The sequence below is a fragment of the Mesorhizobium sp. M0698 genome (assembly GCF_040320455.1).
GTDB lineage: Bacteria > Pseudomonadota > Alphaproteobacteria > Rhizobiales > Rhizobiaceae > Mesorhizobium.
Genome location: NZ_JAMYPQ010000024.1, coordinates 48823 through 64700, shown reverse-complemented (window position 1 = coordinate 64700; position 15878 = coordinate 48823). Strand labels below are relative to the sequence as shown.

Genomic DNA, 15878 nt, shown 5'->3' with positions numbered 1-15878 from the left:
GGTTGGAATCACCAGCGTGTGGCTGGCTGATCTCCCCCGACCACCGCCTGAACTCAACTCGGCTGGCGAGCAAGTTCCCGCCAGCCGAGCATCAGTTCAGGAATCTTTGCGCTTGCTTGTGCTTTCAGTGGGGCACGCGTGGTTTCTTTTGCTTTCGGTCAGATAGATATCCGTCTGCTCGCGCATCTTGCCTGAAGGGAGCTGCGGTCGCGCTCAGAGGAGAGCCGCGCTGTATTGCCGATAGCGCTAGAGCGATTCGAAGCCCTACGGCAACCGGCAGTTGGACTGACACCAAGTTGGCTCCGAGAGCGTTGGGAACAGCCTTGCACGGCACGTTGCTCAGTTTGGACCTTCGCAAAGGATGCATGGAATGGCGAAAGACGTTTCTCGCGAGGAAGAGCAACGCGGCACCGGAAAGGTCCTCATCTGGGGCGCCGCGATCGCCCTCGTTCTCTTTGTTGCCCTGCTGGCCATATTCGTTCTGGAGTAGTCCTGATTGCTGCAGCAGGATCAAACTTGGGTGCACGAGGTTGTGAGCCTAGAGAGCTGCAGAGCCTACTTGGATCTTGAGCACCGTGGGGTTGAATGCAAGCTCCCGTGTGGTGCAAGTGACTGCTAGGCTTTCGTGGTTTTTGGTGTCCTCTTCGGTTTAGATGCCACGGCCGACGTCACAGCAAGTGCGGCCTTCAGGCGCTGCTCCCGAAGCCGCGGTCTTTGCGTCTCGTGCCGCACGCTCAATGTCGGTCAATCCTCGTGCAGCATCCGAGGTGCGCTCGTCTCTGGCTTGTCTTTCTTTCTCGGTAGGCAAATTCCTACACTCCGATGTGCCAGCACAGTCGGCTGTCGGCATCCAACCACGGTCGCCATATCGTATTCCAACAGAAAAAACCCGCCTCGACTGCCGCTGAGCGCGCGCATCCCCGCCTCTGGAACGCTTCAAATACTTTGCCGTTGTTAAAGGCACCTGCAGGAGCCAGGCATGAGAGTATTCCAACGAATTTTGCCGCTCGCCGTGTTCGCCTTGCAGCTTTTTGCCGTGCAGTCATTTGCTCAGACCGAGGAGCAAGATCTGCCGGGGCAAGGCGCATCATCGACAACCGAAGATGCCCAGGATGTCGGCGTCGACGTTTCGCTTGGCAGGCACGAAGTGAAACAGCAGATCGCAAGGGAGCTTGGAATCTCCGAGGTGGAAGTGCCTCTGGCAGTTCATGTGCCTATCGAGCTCGCGAAGCGGGTCTGCGAGAAAGAGGTATTCGACGCACGCGCCAATGTGAACCGAAGCTGCACCGCGACGAAATACATCCCGGAAATTGCCGAAGCAGCACGAAATCGTCCGCAAACCTCTGCCGTTCCGGAGCAATAGGCGAAGACGAATACTATGGGATACAGAAGGGGTGCTTGGCTACTCTGGTCGATCGACAAAGCGCCCCCCGAAAGTGTGGAGCGCTTGCGCGTAAGTTTTCAGGCAGCGTCGATACCGCTTGGCTTCCCCAGAGGATGAATCAGTTTGGGGCCGTATGCTTCGACAAAAGGCGCACACCAGATTGCGAAGGCAACCTTCGACCGGTAGAGGCGGACACTGCTTGTTAGCAGCATCTTGATGATCGCCAGACTGACGAGCTTCTCTGGTCAGCATAGTAGCTTTTTGAGACTCCCCGCCCTTTTAGGTATACTTTCCCCTGACTGTCGACAATTGTTAGGGCGTCGTCAGCTGTGAGCGACCATCGCCCTTCCGCCCCGATCGGGAGACAGCGCAGATGGAAACCTCGTTCAAGAACGAACTGTTGCGGCGCCTGAGCGCACCGGATCTGACGTTGCTGCAGCCTCACCTCGAAGCCCGTCACTTGGGACTGAGGACGCACCTGGAGCAGACCTCGGTCCCGATTGACACCGTCGATTTCTTCGAGAGCGGTCTCGGGTCAATGGTGGCGAAGCTTCGGGCTGAGGTCGAGGCCGAGGTTGGTCTTATTGGCTTTGACGGTATGACCGGGGCAGCCCTGGTCATGGGTGAGGACCGGTCCCCACACGATTGCTTTGTTCAATTGAAGGCTGAAGCTATTGCTATAGACGCGCGTTGGCGGATCGTTCTTATGGGCAGCCCGAGGCGGAATACATCCGACTGATCGGGACGCCCCGTTGCTCATGATGTCACCCGTGCTGCCCTCTCTCCCGTCGCTGACCACATTCGGGAGGTGGCGATTGGCACCTGTCAGGACGTTCTGGCAAGGGTTGTCCAACGGTATGAAACCGCAGTGTCGATTCAGGACAGGATCGTTGAACATTGCAAGGAGGTCGGATTAACACCGCAAGCAGATGAAGCTTTTTTGCAGGCCTTGTGGTTGTTGCTGGCGAAGGCCAGGACGGCCTTGGAGCGTGAGGTCCCCCCGGCACCGCTGCAAGCGCACCTGGCCGGCCGCTCTAGTCCTGGACAATTGCCGACCTCGTCGCTGGTCAGCATGCCAGAATGTCGATGGCGGAAGCCATGAGGACCCCGATTGAATGTTCTCATTCGTTTGTGATCGGGGGTGCAAGGCAATCCGGCTCCAGCGCATGTTGGCCTCAGGAACAAACCGGGGTCGCATCCGTTCAGCATCGCGAAGGACGACACGGCTGTCCACGGCCTTTCCGGTACTGCAAAGGAGACATGACATGCTCGGTCCGCAGAGGGGGTTTTCGAAGACCATCTGAGGCTTCGCGCCGCTGGCGACATCGAGGAGGATCTTAGGTGCAACTATGCTGTGGACGTGGTCCTCTTGACCGCGAATTCGAATTTAGAGGCCATGATGCCGTCCGCCTGTCGTCCAAACGCCTGCGCGAGCAGCTGCCTCAAGGTGAGTTCAACTACATCGCAAAACAGGTCCGCGGCCCCTATACACTGCTGATCTGGTCGGCAACTTCGTCCAGGTTCGACGCCATTGGGGGCCCGAGAAGAGATCGGGAACCTTGATCAGGTGCGGGCAAAGGTCCGTTGCGAAAAATGCGGCCGCAAGGACTCGATGACAGCGGAAACCCTTCAGGCAGACGATCCTCATTCCGGAACTTCCGCAATGGAGCGCAGCCGAGATGCTCAAGCCGCTGCTGGCGCGGCGGACTGAAATCAGCGGTCAACCCGACCGTCGCTCGCTGTTGGCTGCCGCTGTGCCGTGGCGAAGGAACAACAAGAGACTGGTCCAGTTAGAGCCATGAATGCGTCGATACGAAATGAAAGAGGAGATGACAATGGCGACGAAAAAAAGCTCTCAGGGCAGCTCCAAGGGCTTGGAAGACCTTTTCTATGATGGTCTGAAAGACATCTACTACGCCGAACGCAAGATTCTGACGGCGCTCCGGAAAATGGCAAAGGGCGCGGAGTCCGAAGAGTTGAAGGCGGCGTTCGAAAAACATCGTGACGAGACGGAAGGTCAGATCGAGCGTCTGCAGCAAGTTTTCGACGCCTTTGGCAAGAGAGCCCAAGGGAAAACGTGCCCGGCGATCGACGGCATCATCGAAGAAGGACAGGAGATTTTGGAGGAATTCGAGGAGGCTCCGGCATTGGACGCGGGTCTCGTGGCTGCAGCCCAGTCCGTCGAACATTATGAAATAGCGCGCTACGGGACTCTTGTCACATGGGCCGGGTTACTTGGCTTGAAAGACGCCGTCCCGCTACTCGAACAGACGCTCAAGGAAGAAAAAGCAACCGATGAGGCGCTCACCCGACTAGGCGAAACAGGCGTCAACGAACGGGCGATGCAACAGGCCGCATAACTTCGGATCGAATCGACGCGACCGCGGCCCCCGGCAGACGGGATTGGAGCTTGGTTGTATTCGCCAATCCAGGCACACGTGTACACCGCAGCCGCCGAGCCGTCGACGTGGTGGTGGCCGACCGGTTTCGACTAGGCCACCGGAACTGACAATGGGGGACTGCGAATGCGATTACTTGCCCACGCCTTGGGCGACAGGATGTTGGTATGAACGAGGATACCGCTCGTCGGCCCACGGCAGGCTCTTCCGGGTTCGACAGCTTTTTCATGGCTGGTTTCGAGTGTTCCTCCCACAGGCGCGCCGACGGGGCCCGTCTTGATCTGATCCGCGCGACCTCACATGACATCCATGCACATGCCGACTATCGCCGTTGTGCCGAGCTTGGGCTTCGCACGATCCGCGACGGCTTGCGCTGGCACCTGATTGAAACAGCCCCCGGAGTCTTCGACTGGTCGAGTTGGACGTCGGCGATCGAAGCAGCCCAGGCGGCCGGGGTGCAGATTATCTGGGATATCTTCCACTATGGCTCGCCAGACCATATCGACCAAGGTGGCCCGGGGTTTATCAAGGCCTACGTCCGTTTCGCCGCGGAAGCTGTTCGGGTTCATCGCTCCGCTACCGGGGTGGCTCCCCTGGTGTGCCCGATCAACGAGATTTCGTTTTTTGCATGGGCTGTGGAGGTCGGCTATTTCCCCCGCGTCGGGCCGAACAAGCGTGGATGGTTCAAACGACACCTTGTCAGGGCAGCGGTCGCCGGCGTGAGGGCCATGCGGGAGGCCGAACCCGGCTGCAGGTTCATCTGGGCTGAACCGCTGATCCATATTGCTCCTCGTGACCGTACTCACCCCGAGCGGCGGCGCGCCGAAAATGCTCGCCAGGGCCAATTCGAGGCGTATGACATGCTGATCGGGCGCGTGGAACCGGAGTTGGGCGGCAGCGAGGACGTTGTGGACGTCATCGGCCTCAACTTCTATCCGCACAACCAATGGTACTTGAATGGCCCAACGATACCGATGGGGCACCACGAATACCGTGCACTTTCGGAATTGCTGGTCGAGGTCGCCGAACGATACAAGAAGCCGATGTTCATCGCCGAGACCGGCGCCGAAGGTTCAGGGCGGCCAGCCTGGCTTCACTACGTTTGCGACGAAGTGCGCGATGCGACGAGCCTCGGTGCACCTGTTCAGGGTATATGCCTGTACCCGGTGACGGCCTACCCAGGTTGGGACAATTCGCGCCACGCCGAAGTCGGCTTGTTCTCCACCATTCATGCGGACGGCTCGCGCACTGTTCGCAAGCCACTTGCGGACGAGTTGGAGCGCCAGCGCCAATCGTTCTCGGCGTTTGAGGAACAACAAGCAAGCGCGCTATAGCCTCGCTGATACGAACAGTGCGCGCTTTTCAGCTGCATCAACAGCACAGCATATCTAGAGCTGTTCGCCGAGAAGCCGAGAAATATCGTTGGTCTCTTTGGCCGTGGGTCGCCCGACACCGGTCAGGCCGGCGCATCATTCACTCGGCCGCCTCGCGCTGCGTCGGCGTGACGAGCATCCCGTTTGCTGGCAGGCGTGTCTGAATGCGCCCGAACGTAGCCAATGCCTGGCCGACCACCTGATCCATATTGTAATAGCGATATGTTGCAAGACGTCCGACGAACCAGACCTCCGGGCACGCCGCGGCCAAAGCTTCGTATCGTTTGTACAAAGCCTCGTTTTCGGCCCGCGGCACCGGGTAATAAGGATCTCCGACGTCGGTGGGGTATTCGTAGGTGAGGCTGGTCTTCGGACTCTGCTGACCGGTCAGATGCTTGTACTCGGTGATCCGTGTGTATTTTTCCGTCTGCGGATAGTTGACGACGGCGACCGGTTGAAACTGCTCGCAATCAAGCGTCGTGTGCTCAAAGCGCAGCGAACGGTAGGGCAAGCGACCAAGCTTCCAGTCGAAATACTCGTCGATCGGACCGGTATAGATCATCTGCTGGAAGGGGATCTTGTCGCGAATTTCGCGGTAGTCGGTCTGCAGCATGATCTTGATCTTGGGACTATCCAGCATGCGCTGAAACATGCGCGTATACCCGCCTGCCGGCATGTTCTGGAAGCTGTCGCCAAAATACCGATCGTCGCGATCGGTCCGGGTCGGGACTCGCGCCGTCACTGACTTGCTCAACTGGGAAGGGTCGACACCCCACTGCTTCCTCGTGTAGCCGCGGAAGAATTTCTCGTAGAGCTCTCTGCCTACTGTGCTGACCACGACGTCCTCGGCGGTGCGGACTTCTTTGACCGTTTCGCGTCGGAAAGCGAAGAAGTCCTGCAGCTGCTCGGACGTCAATTCAAGGCCGTAGAGGCGGTTTATGGTGTCGAGATTAATCGGTATCGGCAGCAGCTTTCCATCGACAAGCGACAGCACGCGATGTTCGTAAGGCCGCCATTGCGTGAATTGCGACAGATAGTCGACGATCGATTGGGCGTTGGTGTGAAAGATGTGAGGCCCGTAACGGTGAATTAGTATTCCCGCCTCGTCGTAGCAGTCATAGGCATTGCCGCCGACGTGATTTCGTCGGTCTATGATCAGGACGCTTTCCTGCCGTTGCGATGCGATACGCTCGGCCAGCACACTGCCGGCGAAACCGGCCCCTACGATCAACCAGTCGAACACGCTCACGCCCTCCTCAGGAATGGGACGACGCTCTTCATCGCATGGGCGCGCTCGATGTGGGCAGCCATCGCGCTCCAGGTCTTCTCCCAGGACATGTCGGCGAGGTAGGCGTCGGCCTTCTTCACCAGGAAATCGCGGGGGTGGGCCAGGATCGAGCGAAGCTTGGCCTCGATGTCCTCCGCCTCGACAATCTCGACAAGGCCTTCGACGCCGTAGGTACGCACAACGTCGACGATCGCCGTGGACAACACCGGCAGTCCTGCCGCAAGAAACTCGGGAGTCTTGGTCGGGCTGATGTAGCGGGTCGCTTCGTTGAGCGCGAACGGCATCCAGCCGGCACTCCAATGCCTGAGATAGTTCGGCAGGTCTGCATAGGACTTGCCGCCCAGCCAATGCAGGTTGCCTGCCGTGGGAAGGCTCGCCCGATCGATCTTGACGACAGGGCCGAGCATGACAAAATGCACGTCTGGCATTGCCGCAGCCGCATGCGCGATAAGTTCAAGGTCGAGCCGTTCGTCGATGACCCCGAAGTACCCCACCCTCGGGTGAGGTATGTCGGCCTGATCGAACGGGTCTTCACCTGGCGCCCTAGCCTGATGGAAATGGGTAACGTCGATGCTGCTCGGGAAGGGAAAGATCGCCCGATGCAAGCTGCGCTTGGCCTCGTAGAGGCTCTGCCCGCCCGTGAAGACGACATCGGCACGTTGCAACAGCGCCTTTTCCAACTGCGTCAACTCTGCGGGAGCGTCTTTGAACGCGGAGAGTTCATCCATGCAGTCGTAGACGCAGACGTCACAGGCGAGATGATCGCTGAAGCGTAGCGCCATGGGCGTGTAATACCAGGTCGTCAATCGGTCATGCGGCGTGGAGGCGAGGATCTGATCGACGAACCTGCGCTGGATTGCGTCCGCCCTGGTCGCGGAAGTACCAACTGGGATCAGCGGCGTCACTATTCTGATCTTGGGGGTAATATTGTGCACCCGCATCGAAGGGTGGCGCCTCTCATCGAAGATCGGCTCTTCGAAGTAAATTAGCTGTTGCTGTTTTGACGCCAGGGTCAGAACGTGTTGTGGTCTCTGATATACGAAGTTCCATCGGAGGTGTGAAAAGCAAATTAAAATAGACGGTTGTACAGGGTTTTTTGGTGTTTTGGCCCGGCCCGCCGCCATTTCCATGTAGATTATCCTTCGATATAGTTACAAAATGCCTCGACTAACAAAAGTCAATCGAGGCAGCTTTGACATGAAGTTCGCAGCCTTCTATATAACTTCCATCCCGATAAGTTGTTCCATAGCTCCAAACTGTCTCGGGCGAGACCAGCCGTCCGCTCCACTTGCGACGGCTCGACAGAGAAGGGGCGAGCCGGCCGCCCCCATTCGATCCACATGATGAAGCCCCTCGCGTCAGGTCGGGCTCCCCAAATGTGGCCCTTTGCCACAGAGCGGTTCAAATCCTTCAATCGTTCAACAACCGTTCATCAGCGGAGCTATAAATACGCTTGGAATCGATTCATCTGAGTCGCGCCGGTGGTTCATTTGAATGGAGACCGAGACGAATCGAGGGATGGCTGGCGAATGAAGATCGACTTTGAAACCAACGTCTTTCCATTGTTTCACCCGCAGGTTGTGGATGATCTGAAGGACCCTTGTCCGGTGTTCGACGGCACGCTCTGGCACGTCTTCGGCTCCAGCGGCACCGTCACAACAGAGAGCTGGAAAATCCTCCACGCCACAGCGCCGGATCTTTATGGACCCTGGACAGAGCACGAGGCGATCGTTTTGCCGGTAACCGGATCTGGCATTGCGGCGCCCGGCGTCATTCATGAGTGCGGCGTCTTCCACATGTTTATCCAGACCGAATTCATGAAGTCCGGCGGACGTTGCGAGCACGCGGTGTCCAATGACGGCTTTCATTGGGTGGTGCTCAATCCGGCGATATTGTCGCTGCCCGACACCGATGAGGACGGCATCTACGATCCCCACCCCGCAATCGTCGGAGGCAAGCGCTATATCGTCTATTCAGGCATGCCCAAATTCACCAGGGTGCCCCAGCCTGATGTCTATCTGGCGCGCAGCCAATCCGATTCCTGGTTCGGGCCATGGAAACGTCTCGGCAAGATACTCGATCATCTCGACGTGCCACATCACAATGCGCGCGAGCACCCCGATTACGAATGGGGGATCGAAGGCGCGCAGCTCGTCGAGCTGCCGGACGGTCGTGTGCTTCTCAACGCCACCTGCTTCCTCCCCGAAGGTCCGCGCGGCAGCCGGCAGCGCGTCTTCTTCGCCATCGCCGATGACGTCAAGGGTCCCTACGTTTCCGTTGGCCCCGTTCTCGACCCTGGTGAGCCCGGCGAGAATGGCCATTCGACGGTGATGATCGACGGCCGGCAACTGACCTTGTTCTACCAGAGCAGGCGTGAGGCTACGAACCATCGCTGGCGGTTCGGGTTGGCTAAGTGTGACCTGGATCGGCATATACTTTCGAGAGTTGCCTAGATGGTAAGTTCCGGCATTTGCCGGAACGGAGGATGCTCTGGCTGTTGGTTGGTGGGACGGATCCCTTTGTACTGGTGATTGAGGGTAGCAGGGGATTCGCGGCCAGTGGGCAAAGCTTGCGACGAGGGATCTATACACGTCAGGCAAGCCGGTCGCCTCATATACGACGTTGCCAGCTGCAAGCCTGGCAATGACCTGTGATTGAGCGCAGCAACACGGCCAGTCGATTCAAGCGGTTTTGATCCTGAGCAGGATGTCCTGATCGTAATTTCCAAAGCCCTTGCCAAAAATGTTGATCCCGCCGGGGCGCTCGGCGTCGTCTTTGACGCCGATACGGACGCGGATTGAATGATGGCTCTTCAGATCGAGTGCGGCGAGGCCGGTTTCGGAAATCCTGAGGCCGTCGACATAGGTGCCGTCATTGGCAATTCGCCAGTTCTTCAGCTTACCGTATTGCGAGCCCTTAAGCTTCCACCAGGTGGGCGTGAAGACGCCGCGCTTGTCGCCGAAATCCCCCGGCGACGTCCAGGTGCCGACATCGACACCATTGATCGTCAGCGTGATGTCCGAGGGCCAATCGGCGCTGGTGCCCGGCACTTCCGAAGACAGCTCTATCGCCACTTCGAGTCCGGTGATCTCGGCATTCGCGAGCTTGGCATTGTTGGGGAACTGGTATTCGACAAAACCGCGCGTGAACCACAGCAAACCGGCTTTCATGCGGTCCGGATCAAGGAAAGTGTTCGGCACATCGAGCAAGCCGATGATGCCGTCCTGCGAACAAAGGCCGCAGGGCGCGGTAACCTCGAAGCCGGTGTAAAGCCCGATCGGCATCGACACTTCGATCGCATCGTTCTTGACCTTACGATACTCACCCTTGAACACGACGAGCACTTTTTCGGCGGTCGGATAGCAGATTTTCTGGTTGCCTTTCTTCGCTCTCTCGGTGCGGATCAGCCCCGCATCCTCCAGCACCTGGATGTTGGTCGAGACGGTCGACTGCGGAAGCGACAGCACGGCAGCGATTTCGTTGACATTCATCGGCCCCTTTTCATGCAGCAGTTTCAGCATCGAGATCCGCGCCGAGGAGGCAAGCCCCTTGAGCACGGCAATGCCTTCCTCAGGTTCGATCACCAGAAAATTGCGATTCATGAAATCGCCAGTCTATGCTCGTGACAGAGGTTATGGCTTCGCTCACTGCAACGGCGCTGACCGAAACGCCGAGCCGTTGATTTGGTTACATTAAGCCCTCGACCGTCAGTATGCATCGCAAGCCGTACCCGCAAGGATGGTGCGACATGTCTACATTTGTTCTCCGACCGCCAGCTCCTTGTAGTGCGGGGGTGCTTGTCAGTCCGTGGCCTCGATTTGCAGACGACTAGATGCTGGCAGCCACAAAGAGAGGCAGAAGCCGAACACGGAATTGGGGCCGTTCCCCTGGCCAAATCCCCAAGATACGGGACCTCGACGTCGACGTTAGCCGAACCGGCGCGGATGGATGCACAGGATGCGGTTCGCTGAAGTGCGTGCCGCCGTGAAGTAAATCATCGGATTCGCCACCCGATAGAGTCGGGACGGGGTTCTACCTATTGCTTTTGAGCATGATCTTTTCCGAAAATCGCGATTCCACTTCTTCGGGATCGCGCCAGTGCCGGCCTACTTCACTGCTGGCCGCGGCAGCGACCCTGTCCACCATGGCGAGAACAGCTAGCGGTGCGGTGTGGTGGACCATGTGGCCGGCCTGCGGGATGATATCGACAAAGGAACCAGGAATCTCCGATTGTAGTCTAAGAGCCTCGGCTTTCGCATCGAACAACCGGTCGCCGGCCCCGGCAATAATGCCGGCAGGCATCAACAGGGTGAAGCGGCCGCCGGCCAGCGCGTCGGCCAGCATCAATCCCGATTCGGCCGCGATCGACCGCAGCTGTGAGGCCAGCTGGCGATGTCCTTTGCCGACGAAGCAAACCCCGCAGAGACGATGCCGGGGCGAAATACTTGCCCATGGCGAGCGGCCAGGTGAGCAGCACAAGCAGCGGCAGCAAAAGTGGGGAAAAACACCACCGGCGACAGGCAAGGCCGGCAGCCCGCCAGTGCAAGGCCCAGGCGCGGCGGCAAGAACGGACCGATGAAGACTCCCGATCGAATCGTCGTCCGATCGAGCTCATCGACTCGCCCGCCTGCCATCGAACCCAAATCTCAGGCGCTGAGCGGCCGAGTAGTAGATGCGACTTCGCTGCTTCATGGCTCACACTCCATCTTTCAGAAAAGAGCGTGTGTTGCTGCGATCAGTTGAATCCGCCACCCAAACCGAACGCGGCTGCTAGGCAGGCCGAAGCTTGTGCAAGTACAGCTGTGCGTCACAAGGCAAGTGAACTAAGAAGCTGCACGAACCGCGGGTGATCGCGAATGGCGTCGAAATGACTTCGTGACGGATTCGTTCCAATACGTTCTGACTCACGCTTCCTCCGACGGCTCTTTCCAGGTACCGCACCGCTTCCTCCACTTCCCCGAGCACGGAATACATGCAAGCGGCGTTGTACTGCGTCACGAAGTCGTCCGGATCGATCGCCAGCGCTCTGGCCAGCCAGGAACGCGCCTTCTTCCGCTCACCGATATACGCGAGCGAGGGCGCCGCGATGCAGCGGTGCCGCATTTTCAGGATGGCGGCCAGTTGAGCGTTCGGCGCGCTCGAAACAGACCCTTGGTTCGCGAGCGGATGAAGGCGATCGCGCAGGAGCGTCCCCCCGTGTAGAGTTGCCACCCTGGATCTCGCCTTGGGCCGGCTGCATTCCTGGCTGTGTTCCCTAGGATACATTGTCGAGCAGGGTCGACTTATCCAAGCCATGTGTCGGCTCAGGCGGCCATTCACCATTCGGCGTCATCTCGTTGACTGTCTCGGGTAGATCCCGCGCAATCCTTCTGATTAGCTCCTCGCGCGAAAGACCCGTCTGCATCGAAATGGACGTGAGTGTACCTTCGTCCATTGCCGCTTGGACGTCCCTTGGCTCAATCGGTTGGTTTGGCCCGCTGCCAACCCACGAGTCGACCTTCGATCCTGCCCCCACCTCCCTGAACCGGTCGAGGATCTCACCAAGGTCAGCCCTCGACACGCCATTCGTTATCTGAGCCAGAATTCTGCGTTGCGGGTCGTTTGGGTTAAGATACCCCGCTCCCGGAATCAATTCACAGAGCTTGTCGCGGCTTTGGTATGCCAGAACGCCAAGCATCGCGATCGCCAATCTTCCCAGATTTGCCATTTGGTCTCCTCCACGGTTTTGGCCGATGAGCGAATCAAAGCCAAGTCTTGGCGGATGCCGACGCGTGTGGACTCGAACAACTTCTTGCCGGTCGGCTCGCGGGCGGACAGGACGCGTCCTTCGGGTACTCGTTTTCCATCTGACGTCTCTCCTGACGCAGAACTTCGGGGCGCTTCGCCGCAGTCGCCCTGCGCCGATCGAACGCCCTAACCCGGCGCCTCCCGGGTTTGTTCCGCTTGTCAGAGTTTGTCGGCGACGATGGGGCGCGCGACCCGACGGGTAACTCTACCGGCTCGAGAGACAGAGTCTGCCCAACTTGACCATACTTCAGAACGACGACGGCTCGGTTAGCCTCAGCTACCTTGGACTGCCGCCGGCTCGCGCACGAATTTCAATTTCGGCGGGACGGCGAACACCCTGAACCGCTCAGCCAGGCTGTCAAGAGCTTGACGCATGCCCACTCCCGCAGCAGCCGCACCGTGTCCACTGATGACCATCCGCGGGTTCAGGGCAGCCAGGTGCTTCACGGATCTTTCCGCCGCATCCCAGTCCGGCGTGAAGTAGCGCGGCGGACCGTGCATCTCAAGATCCTGAACGGCGACCTCATAGACTGACTCCTGACCGGTGGTGATGAAAGCGTCCCCTACGATCAGCGAGCGGTCCTCCTCGCGCCAGAGCGAGATATGCCCAGGAGCGTGCCCGGGTGTGTGTAGCCATCGCCATCCGGGCATTCCGGGGATCGATCCGTCGGCAGGTAGGAGTTCCAAACGGTTGCCAAGATCAATTGGCCCCCGTGGAAAAAGCGGCGAAAGCAGCGCCATCAGTCCACCCCCGACCCACGGATCCGGTGGCAGATAGGACGCGGTTCCGTCCAGATAGGGGCGCTCGAGTGGATGCGCGAAGACAGGCACGTCCCACCTATTCGCGAGGTCTAGAACCGTTCCCACATGGTCGAAATGGCCGTGGGTCAGGATGATCGCGGCCGGCCGTGCGTTCGTGCCAAACCGCTTTTCCGCGACCGCAAGAATGCTGCCGCGGGACGTCGGCAACCCGGTATCGATCAGCATCCAGTTCCGATCTCCGCTGCCCGGTGCGCCGAAGAACACGACATTGACGATTGCTAGGCGCAAATAGCCCAAGTCCGGTGCGATGCTCCAAGCGCCGTCGCCACGATCCTCGCGCCTGGCGTGGTCGATCTCGGAAAGTCGAATCTGAACGGTCATGTGATCCCGTGCCTCTCTTGTTGCTGAGCAGCCGCTCGAGTCGATCGGCGGCGGTGGTATATCGCCCCGAACTTGGCACGGCCCTCCTTGTTCCTCCTTCGCCACCCAGCTCCGGACAGTCCACCACAGGAACAAAGGCTCGACCAAATCGGTTCGGCATTACCCGGTCGCGCCAGGACGAGCTGGACTGAGCAACGAAGATGGCGCGCGCCCCATTGGATGCGGTATTTCGCCAACGCGGTTCCCGGTCCTAACAAGGCGGCCGAGTTCGAAGCCGACTGCTGAAAGAAGACTTCGAATGAGCGAAGTGGGGCGTATGGACGAACACCAGGTGGAGGCTCCGGTTCCGCAAGCTTCGCCTATGACTGGTCAAGTTGGGCGCCAATGGTCGAGGCGGCCCGATCGGCAGGTGTCCAGGTTATCTGGGACATCTTCCATTACGGATCTCCAGACCATGTCGATCAGCGATCGCTGCATTTCATCGATGCCTATGCCTCGTTCGCGGCAGAAGCCGTGAGCGTACAGCGTTCGATCGCCGGAACACCGCCTCTGTTGTGTCCCATCAACTAGATCTCCTTTTTCGCATGGGCTGTTGAGGTCGGCTATTTCCCGCGTGGGGCCGAACAAACGTGGATGGTTCAAGCGGCATCTCGTGAAGGCTGCCATCGCGGGTGTTCGTGCAATGCGGGAGATCGACCCCGCCTGCAGATTTGTCTGGGCCGAGCCCCTTATCCAAATCGCTCCTCGTGACCGGACCCGCAGCGAACGGGGTCGGGCCGAAAACGCCCGTCAGGGGCAGTTCGAAGCTTACGACATGTTGCTGGGCCGCGTCGAACCTGAGTTGGGCGGGAGCGAAGATGTTGTCGATGTCGTGGGCCTGAATTTCTAGGCGCACAATCAATGGTAAATAAACGGGCCGACGATATCGATGGGACACCATGAGTACCGCGCTTTGTCGGAAATGTTGCTCGAGGTTGCTCATCGGTACGGTAAGCCGATGTTCATTGCCGAGACCGGCTCAGAGGGATCCGGCGGGCCGGCTTGGCTCCACTATGTATGCCGCGACGAGGTGCGTGCCGCTATGGGTGTCGGAGCATCGATTCGAGGGTATTTGCCTGTACCCGATAACGGCCTACCCGGGCTGGGACAATTCGCGTCATGCAGAGGTGGGGTTATTTTCGGCCATCCACCCGAATGGCACACGCCGCCTCCGTCAGCCCGTCGCGGACGAACTGGTGCATCAGCAAGATCTGTTCACGGCAAACCGGACGCGCTGATTGTGTTGCGACACACCGCAAGGGCGAGCACCGAAGACCAGGGCAAATTACGGTGTATTCCTCAGCCAAAATCGGCGCCACGCGATCCCAAGTGGCATGGGTGCGAGGATGACCGTGCAGCATCAGGAAGCGGTGGCCCCTTCCACCAACCCGCACTCTGAGCGTCGCTTCCGGAAGTTTGATCTGCTCCAGCGAGAAACCTTCAAACATGCAACTCCCTCCATTCGCAACATTTGCCAAACGTGTAAACGGAGAGGCAGTTCAATGTCGGCTTCCGCGGGATCTGAACTTGCCTTGTATTCCGCGAAGAGGTCGTGAGCCGAACGGCGGCTTTAACTGGTCCCTCGGCAATAACCGGACGGACAGCAAACGGCCCCCAAAAAGCCGCCAGGCGGCGACGCGCCTGATATCGCACTTCGAGATCAACTCTGCCGTTTCCTGTTAGCCGAAGTTGCAAACGGCCCCGCTCACAATCGTGGTTGCGCCTTTGGGCATCGTGGTTCAGACCGCTGGCGGATTAGAACTCATGTTGGCTTTGCGATCGGCTCATCGCTGCCGACTATCGGGGACCTATATAAAGGGGCATGTCCACGCGCCGAAAAATCAATGCAACAGCGAAGCTGATTGGAGAGTGGCCTTTAACCCCGGCTGCAACGTTTGGATCGTCGGTCAGAGCGAGGGGTATTTTTCTCGAAATACGCGCCCGCCTTCCAACGGAGTTCAGGAAATTGCTCAATATCGAGTCCCGCGTGCTTACCCTGCGCCTGTCTGAGGGCGCCGAGAATGATGGGCAGGTGGTATTCGGGATCATATCCAAAGCACTGCAGAATATCGAAGACCTGCCCGTAATCCCCCGTGAAATCGAGGACATTCTGACGATCTCGACGGCCGAACGGCACCGCTGGTTGAAAGATGGTCGCTTGCAGAGCGCCGGGACGAAAACGGTGAAACTCCGCGGGCGGGCAAGGAACATCACCTTTCACGTGTTCGACCCGCAGCACGTGGAGGATGTGCTTGACTGCGACCTGGTTAGGGTCTGGCGCGAACAGGACGCAGCGACAGCTGCAGAGAATAGGCGGCGAGCCGCGGGGAAGGCCGCTATGAAACGTGCTCAAAGAAGCGGTCGCGGAACTGCAGCTTCAGCTGACCATGGCCCCGATGAGAACTCGCACTTCAGTTTGCGCGGCTGGGAAGATTTTGAGAATGACGGACTCCTGCGCTGATAGG

The 15878-nt window shown here is 58.9% G+C and carries 14 protein-coding genes; 6 read left to right on the top strand and 8 right to left on the bottom strand.

Features of this window, described 5'->3' with window-relative positions:
- Nucleotides 1-979 precede the first annotated feature (979 nt).
- The 4 genes from NKI16_RS29820 to NKI16_RS29805 all read left to right on the top strand — a co-directional run bounded on the left by NKI16_RS29820 (nucleotide 980) and on the right by NKI16_RS29805 (nucleotide 5117).
- A complete protein-coding gene (locus tag NKI16_RS29820; protein ID WP_352752456.1) occupies nucleotides 980-1363 on the top strand; it encodes a hypothetical protein in 384 nt (127 codons plus the stop codon).
- 394 nt (nucleotides 1364-1757) lie between these two features.
- Complete coding sequence (locus NKI16_RS29815; RefSeq protein ID WP_352924222.1) at nucleotides 1758-2123, top strand: hypothetical protein; 366 nt, start codon at nucleotides 1758-1760, stop codon at nucleotides 2121-2123.
- Nucleotides 2124-3219: 1096 nt separating this feature from the next.
- Nucleotides 3220-3744, top strand: a complete 525-nt coding sequence (locus tag NKI16_RS29810; RefSeq protein WP_023677856.1) for a YciE/YciF ferroxidase family protein — start codon at nucleotides 3220-3222, stop codon at nucleotides 3742-3744.
- Nucleotides 3745-3950: 206 nt separating this feature from the next.
- Complete coding sequence (locus NKI16_RS29805; protein WP_352803816.1) at nucleotides 3951-5117, top strand: glycoside hydrolase family 1 protein; 1167 nt, start codon at nucleotides 3951-3953, stop codon at nucleotides 5115-5117.
- Nucleotides 5118-5256: 139 nt separating this feature from the next.
- On the opposite strand, the gene glf is transcribed toward NKI16_RS29805, so the two are convergent.
- Nucleotides 5257-6399 (bottom strand): UDP-galactopyranose mutase, encoded by a 1143-nt coding sequence (glf, locus tag NKI16_RS29800; RefSeq protein ID WP_352492345.1) that lies wholly within the window; start codon nucleotides 6397-6399, stop codon nucleotides 5257-5259.
- A 2-nt stretch (nucleotides 6400-6401) separates the two neighbouring features.
- Nucleotides 6402-7574 carry a glycosyltransferase family protein gene (locus tag NKI16_RS29795; RefSeq protein ID WP_352778288.1) on the bottom strand — a complete coding sequence of 391 codons (1173 nt, stop codon included), beginning with the start codon at nucleotides 7572-7574 and terminating at the stop codon, nucleotides 6402-6404.
- A gap of 399 nt (nucleotides 7575-7973) precedes the next feature.
- Between NKI16_RS29795 and NKI16_RS29790 the strand changes: the two genes are divergently transcribed.
- Nucleotides 7974-8897: a glycoside hydrolase family protein gene (locus NKI16_RS29790; RefSeq protein ID WP_352473704.1), complete on the top strand. Its 924-nt coding sequence runs from the start codon at nucleotides 7974-7976 to the stop codon at nucleotides 8895-8897.
- Nucleotides 8898-9125: 228 nt separating this feature from the next.
- Here NKI16_RS29790 and NKI16_RS29785 read toward each other — a convergent pair whose 3' ends face one another.
- From NKI16_RS29785 to NKI16_RS29760, 6 genes are all read right to left on the bottom strand, one after another.
- On the bottom strand, nucleotides 9126-10046 hold the full coding sequence (locus NKI16_RS29785) for an ArsR/SmtB family transcription factor (RefSeq protein ID WP_352924219.1): 921 nt from the start codon (nucleotides 10044-10046) through the stop codon (nucleotides 9126-9128).
- Nucleotides 10047-10476: 430 nt separating this feature from the next.
- Nucleotides 10477-10791, bottom strand: a complete 315-nt coding sequence (locus tag NKI16_RS29780) for an alpha/beta fold hydrolase (RefSeq protein WP_352706244.1) — start codon at nucleotides 10789-10791, stop codon at nucleotides 10477-10479.
- Nucleotides 10792-11214: 423 nt separating this feature from the next.
- Nucleotides 11215-11655: a TPR end-of-group domain-containing protein gene (locus NKI16_RS29775; RefSeq protein ID WP_352924217.1), complete on the bottom strand. Its 441-nt coding sequence runs from the start codon at nucleotides 11653-11655 to the stop codon at nucleotides 11215-11217.
- A 43-nt stretch (nucleotides 11656-11698) separates the two neighbouring features.
- The gene (locus NKI16_RS29770; RefSeq protein ID WP_352924215.1) at nucleotides 11699-12151 is read right to left on the bottom strand and encodes a YidB family protein; all 453 of its coding nucleotides are present in this window, start codon (nucleotides 12149-12151) and stop codon (nucleotides 11699-11701) included.
- Nucleotides 12152-12504: 353 nt separating this feature from the next.
- The gene (locus NKI16_RS29765; RefSeq protein WP_352924213.1) at nucleotides 12505-13374 is read right to left on the bottom strand and encodes an MBL fold metallo-hydrolase; all 870 of its coding nucleotides are present in this window, start codon (nucleotides 13372-13374) and stop codon (nucleotides 12505-12507) included.
- Nucleotides 13375-14546: 1172 nt separating this feature from the next.
- A complete protein-coding gene (locus NKI16_RS29760; RefSeq protein WP_352803836.1) occupies nucleotides 14547-14861 on the bottom strand; it encodes an alpha/beta fold hydrolase in 315 nt (104 codons plus the stop codon).
- A 374-nt stretch (nucleotides 14862-15235) separates the two neighbouring features.
- Between NKI16_RS29760 and NKI16_RS29755 the strand changes: the two genes are divergently transcribed.
- Nucleotides 15236-15874, top strand: a complete 639-nt coding sequence (locus NKI16_RS29755) for a hypothetical protein (protein WP_352924211.1) — start codon at nucleotides 15236-15238, stop codon at nucleotides 15872-15874.
- The last annotated feature ends 4 nt before the right edge of the window (nucleotides 15875-15878 follow it).

What these genes read in the sequence shown, in the direction of transcription:
- NKI16_RS29820 (WP_352752456.1), top strand. Translation starts at nt 980, where the DNA reads ATGAGAGTATTCCAACGAATTTTGCCGCTCGCCGTGTTCGCCTTGCAG.
- NKI16_RS29815 (WP_352924222.1), top strand. Translation starts at nt 1,758, where the DNA reads ATGGAAACCTCGTTCAAGAACGAACTGTTGCGGCGCCTGAGCGCACCG.
- NKI16_RS29810 (WP_023677856.1), top strand. Translation starts at nt 3,220, where the DNA reads ATGGCGACGAAAAAAAGCTCTCAGGGCAGCTCCAAGGGCTTGGAAGAC.
- NKI16_RS29805 (WP_352803816.1), top strand. Translation starts at nt 3,951, where the DNA reads ATGAACGAGGATACCGCTCGTCGGCCCACGGCAGGCTCTTCCGGGTTC.
- NKI16_RS29795 (WP_352778288.1), bottom strand. Translation starts at nt 7,574, where the DNA reads ATGGAAATGGCGGCGGGCCGGGCCAAAACACCAAAAAACCCTGTACAA.
- NKI16_RS29790 (WP_352473704.1), top strand. Translation starts at nt 7,974, where the DNA reads ATGAAGATCGACTTTGAAACCAACGTCTTTCCATTGTTTCACCCGCAG.
- NKI16_RS29785 (WP_352924219.1), bottom strand. Translation starts at nt 10,046, where the DNA reads ATGAATCGCAATTTTCTGGTGATCGAACCTGAGGAAGGCATTGCCGTG.
- NKI16_RS29770 (WP_352924215.1), bottom strand. Translation starts at nt 12,151, where the DNA reads ATGGCAAATCTGGGAAGATTGGCGATCGCGATGCTTGGCGTTCTGGCA.
- NKI16_RS29765 (WP_352924213.1), bottom strand. Translation starts at nt 13,374, where the DNA reads ATGACCGTTCAGATTCGACTTTCCGAGATCGACCACGCCAGGCGCGAG.
- NKI16_RS29760 (WP_352803836.1), bottom strand. Translation starts at nt 14,861, where the DNA reads ATGTTTGAAGGTTTCTCGCTGGAGCAGATCAAACTTCCGGAAGCGACG.
- NKI16_RS29755 (WP_352924211.1), top strand. Translation starts at nt 15,236, where the DNA reads ATGTCCACGCGCCGAAAAATCAATGCAACAGCGAAGCTGATTGGAGAG.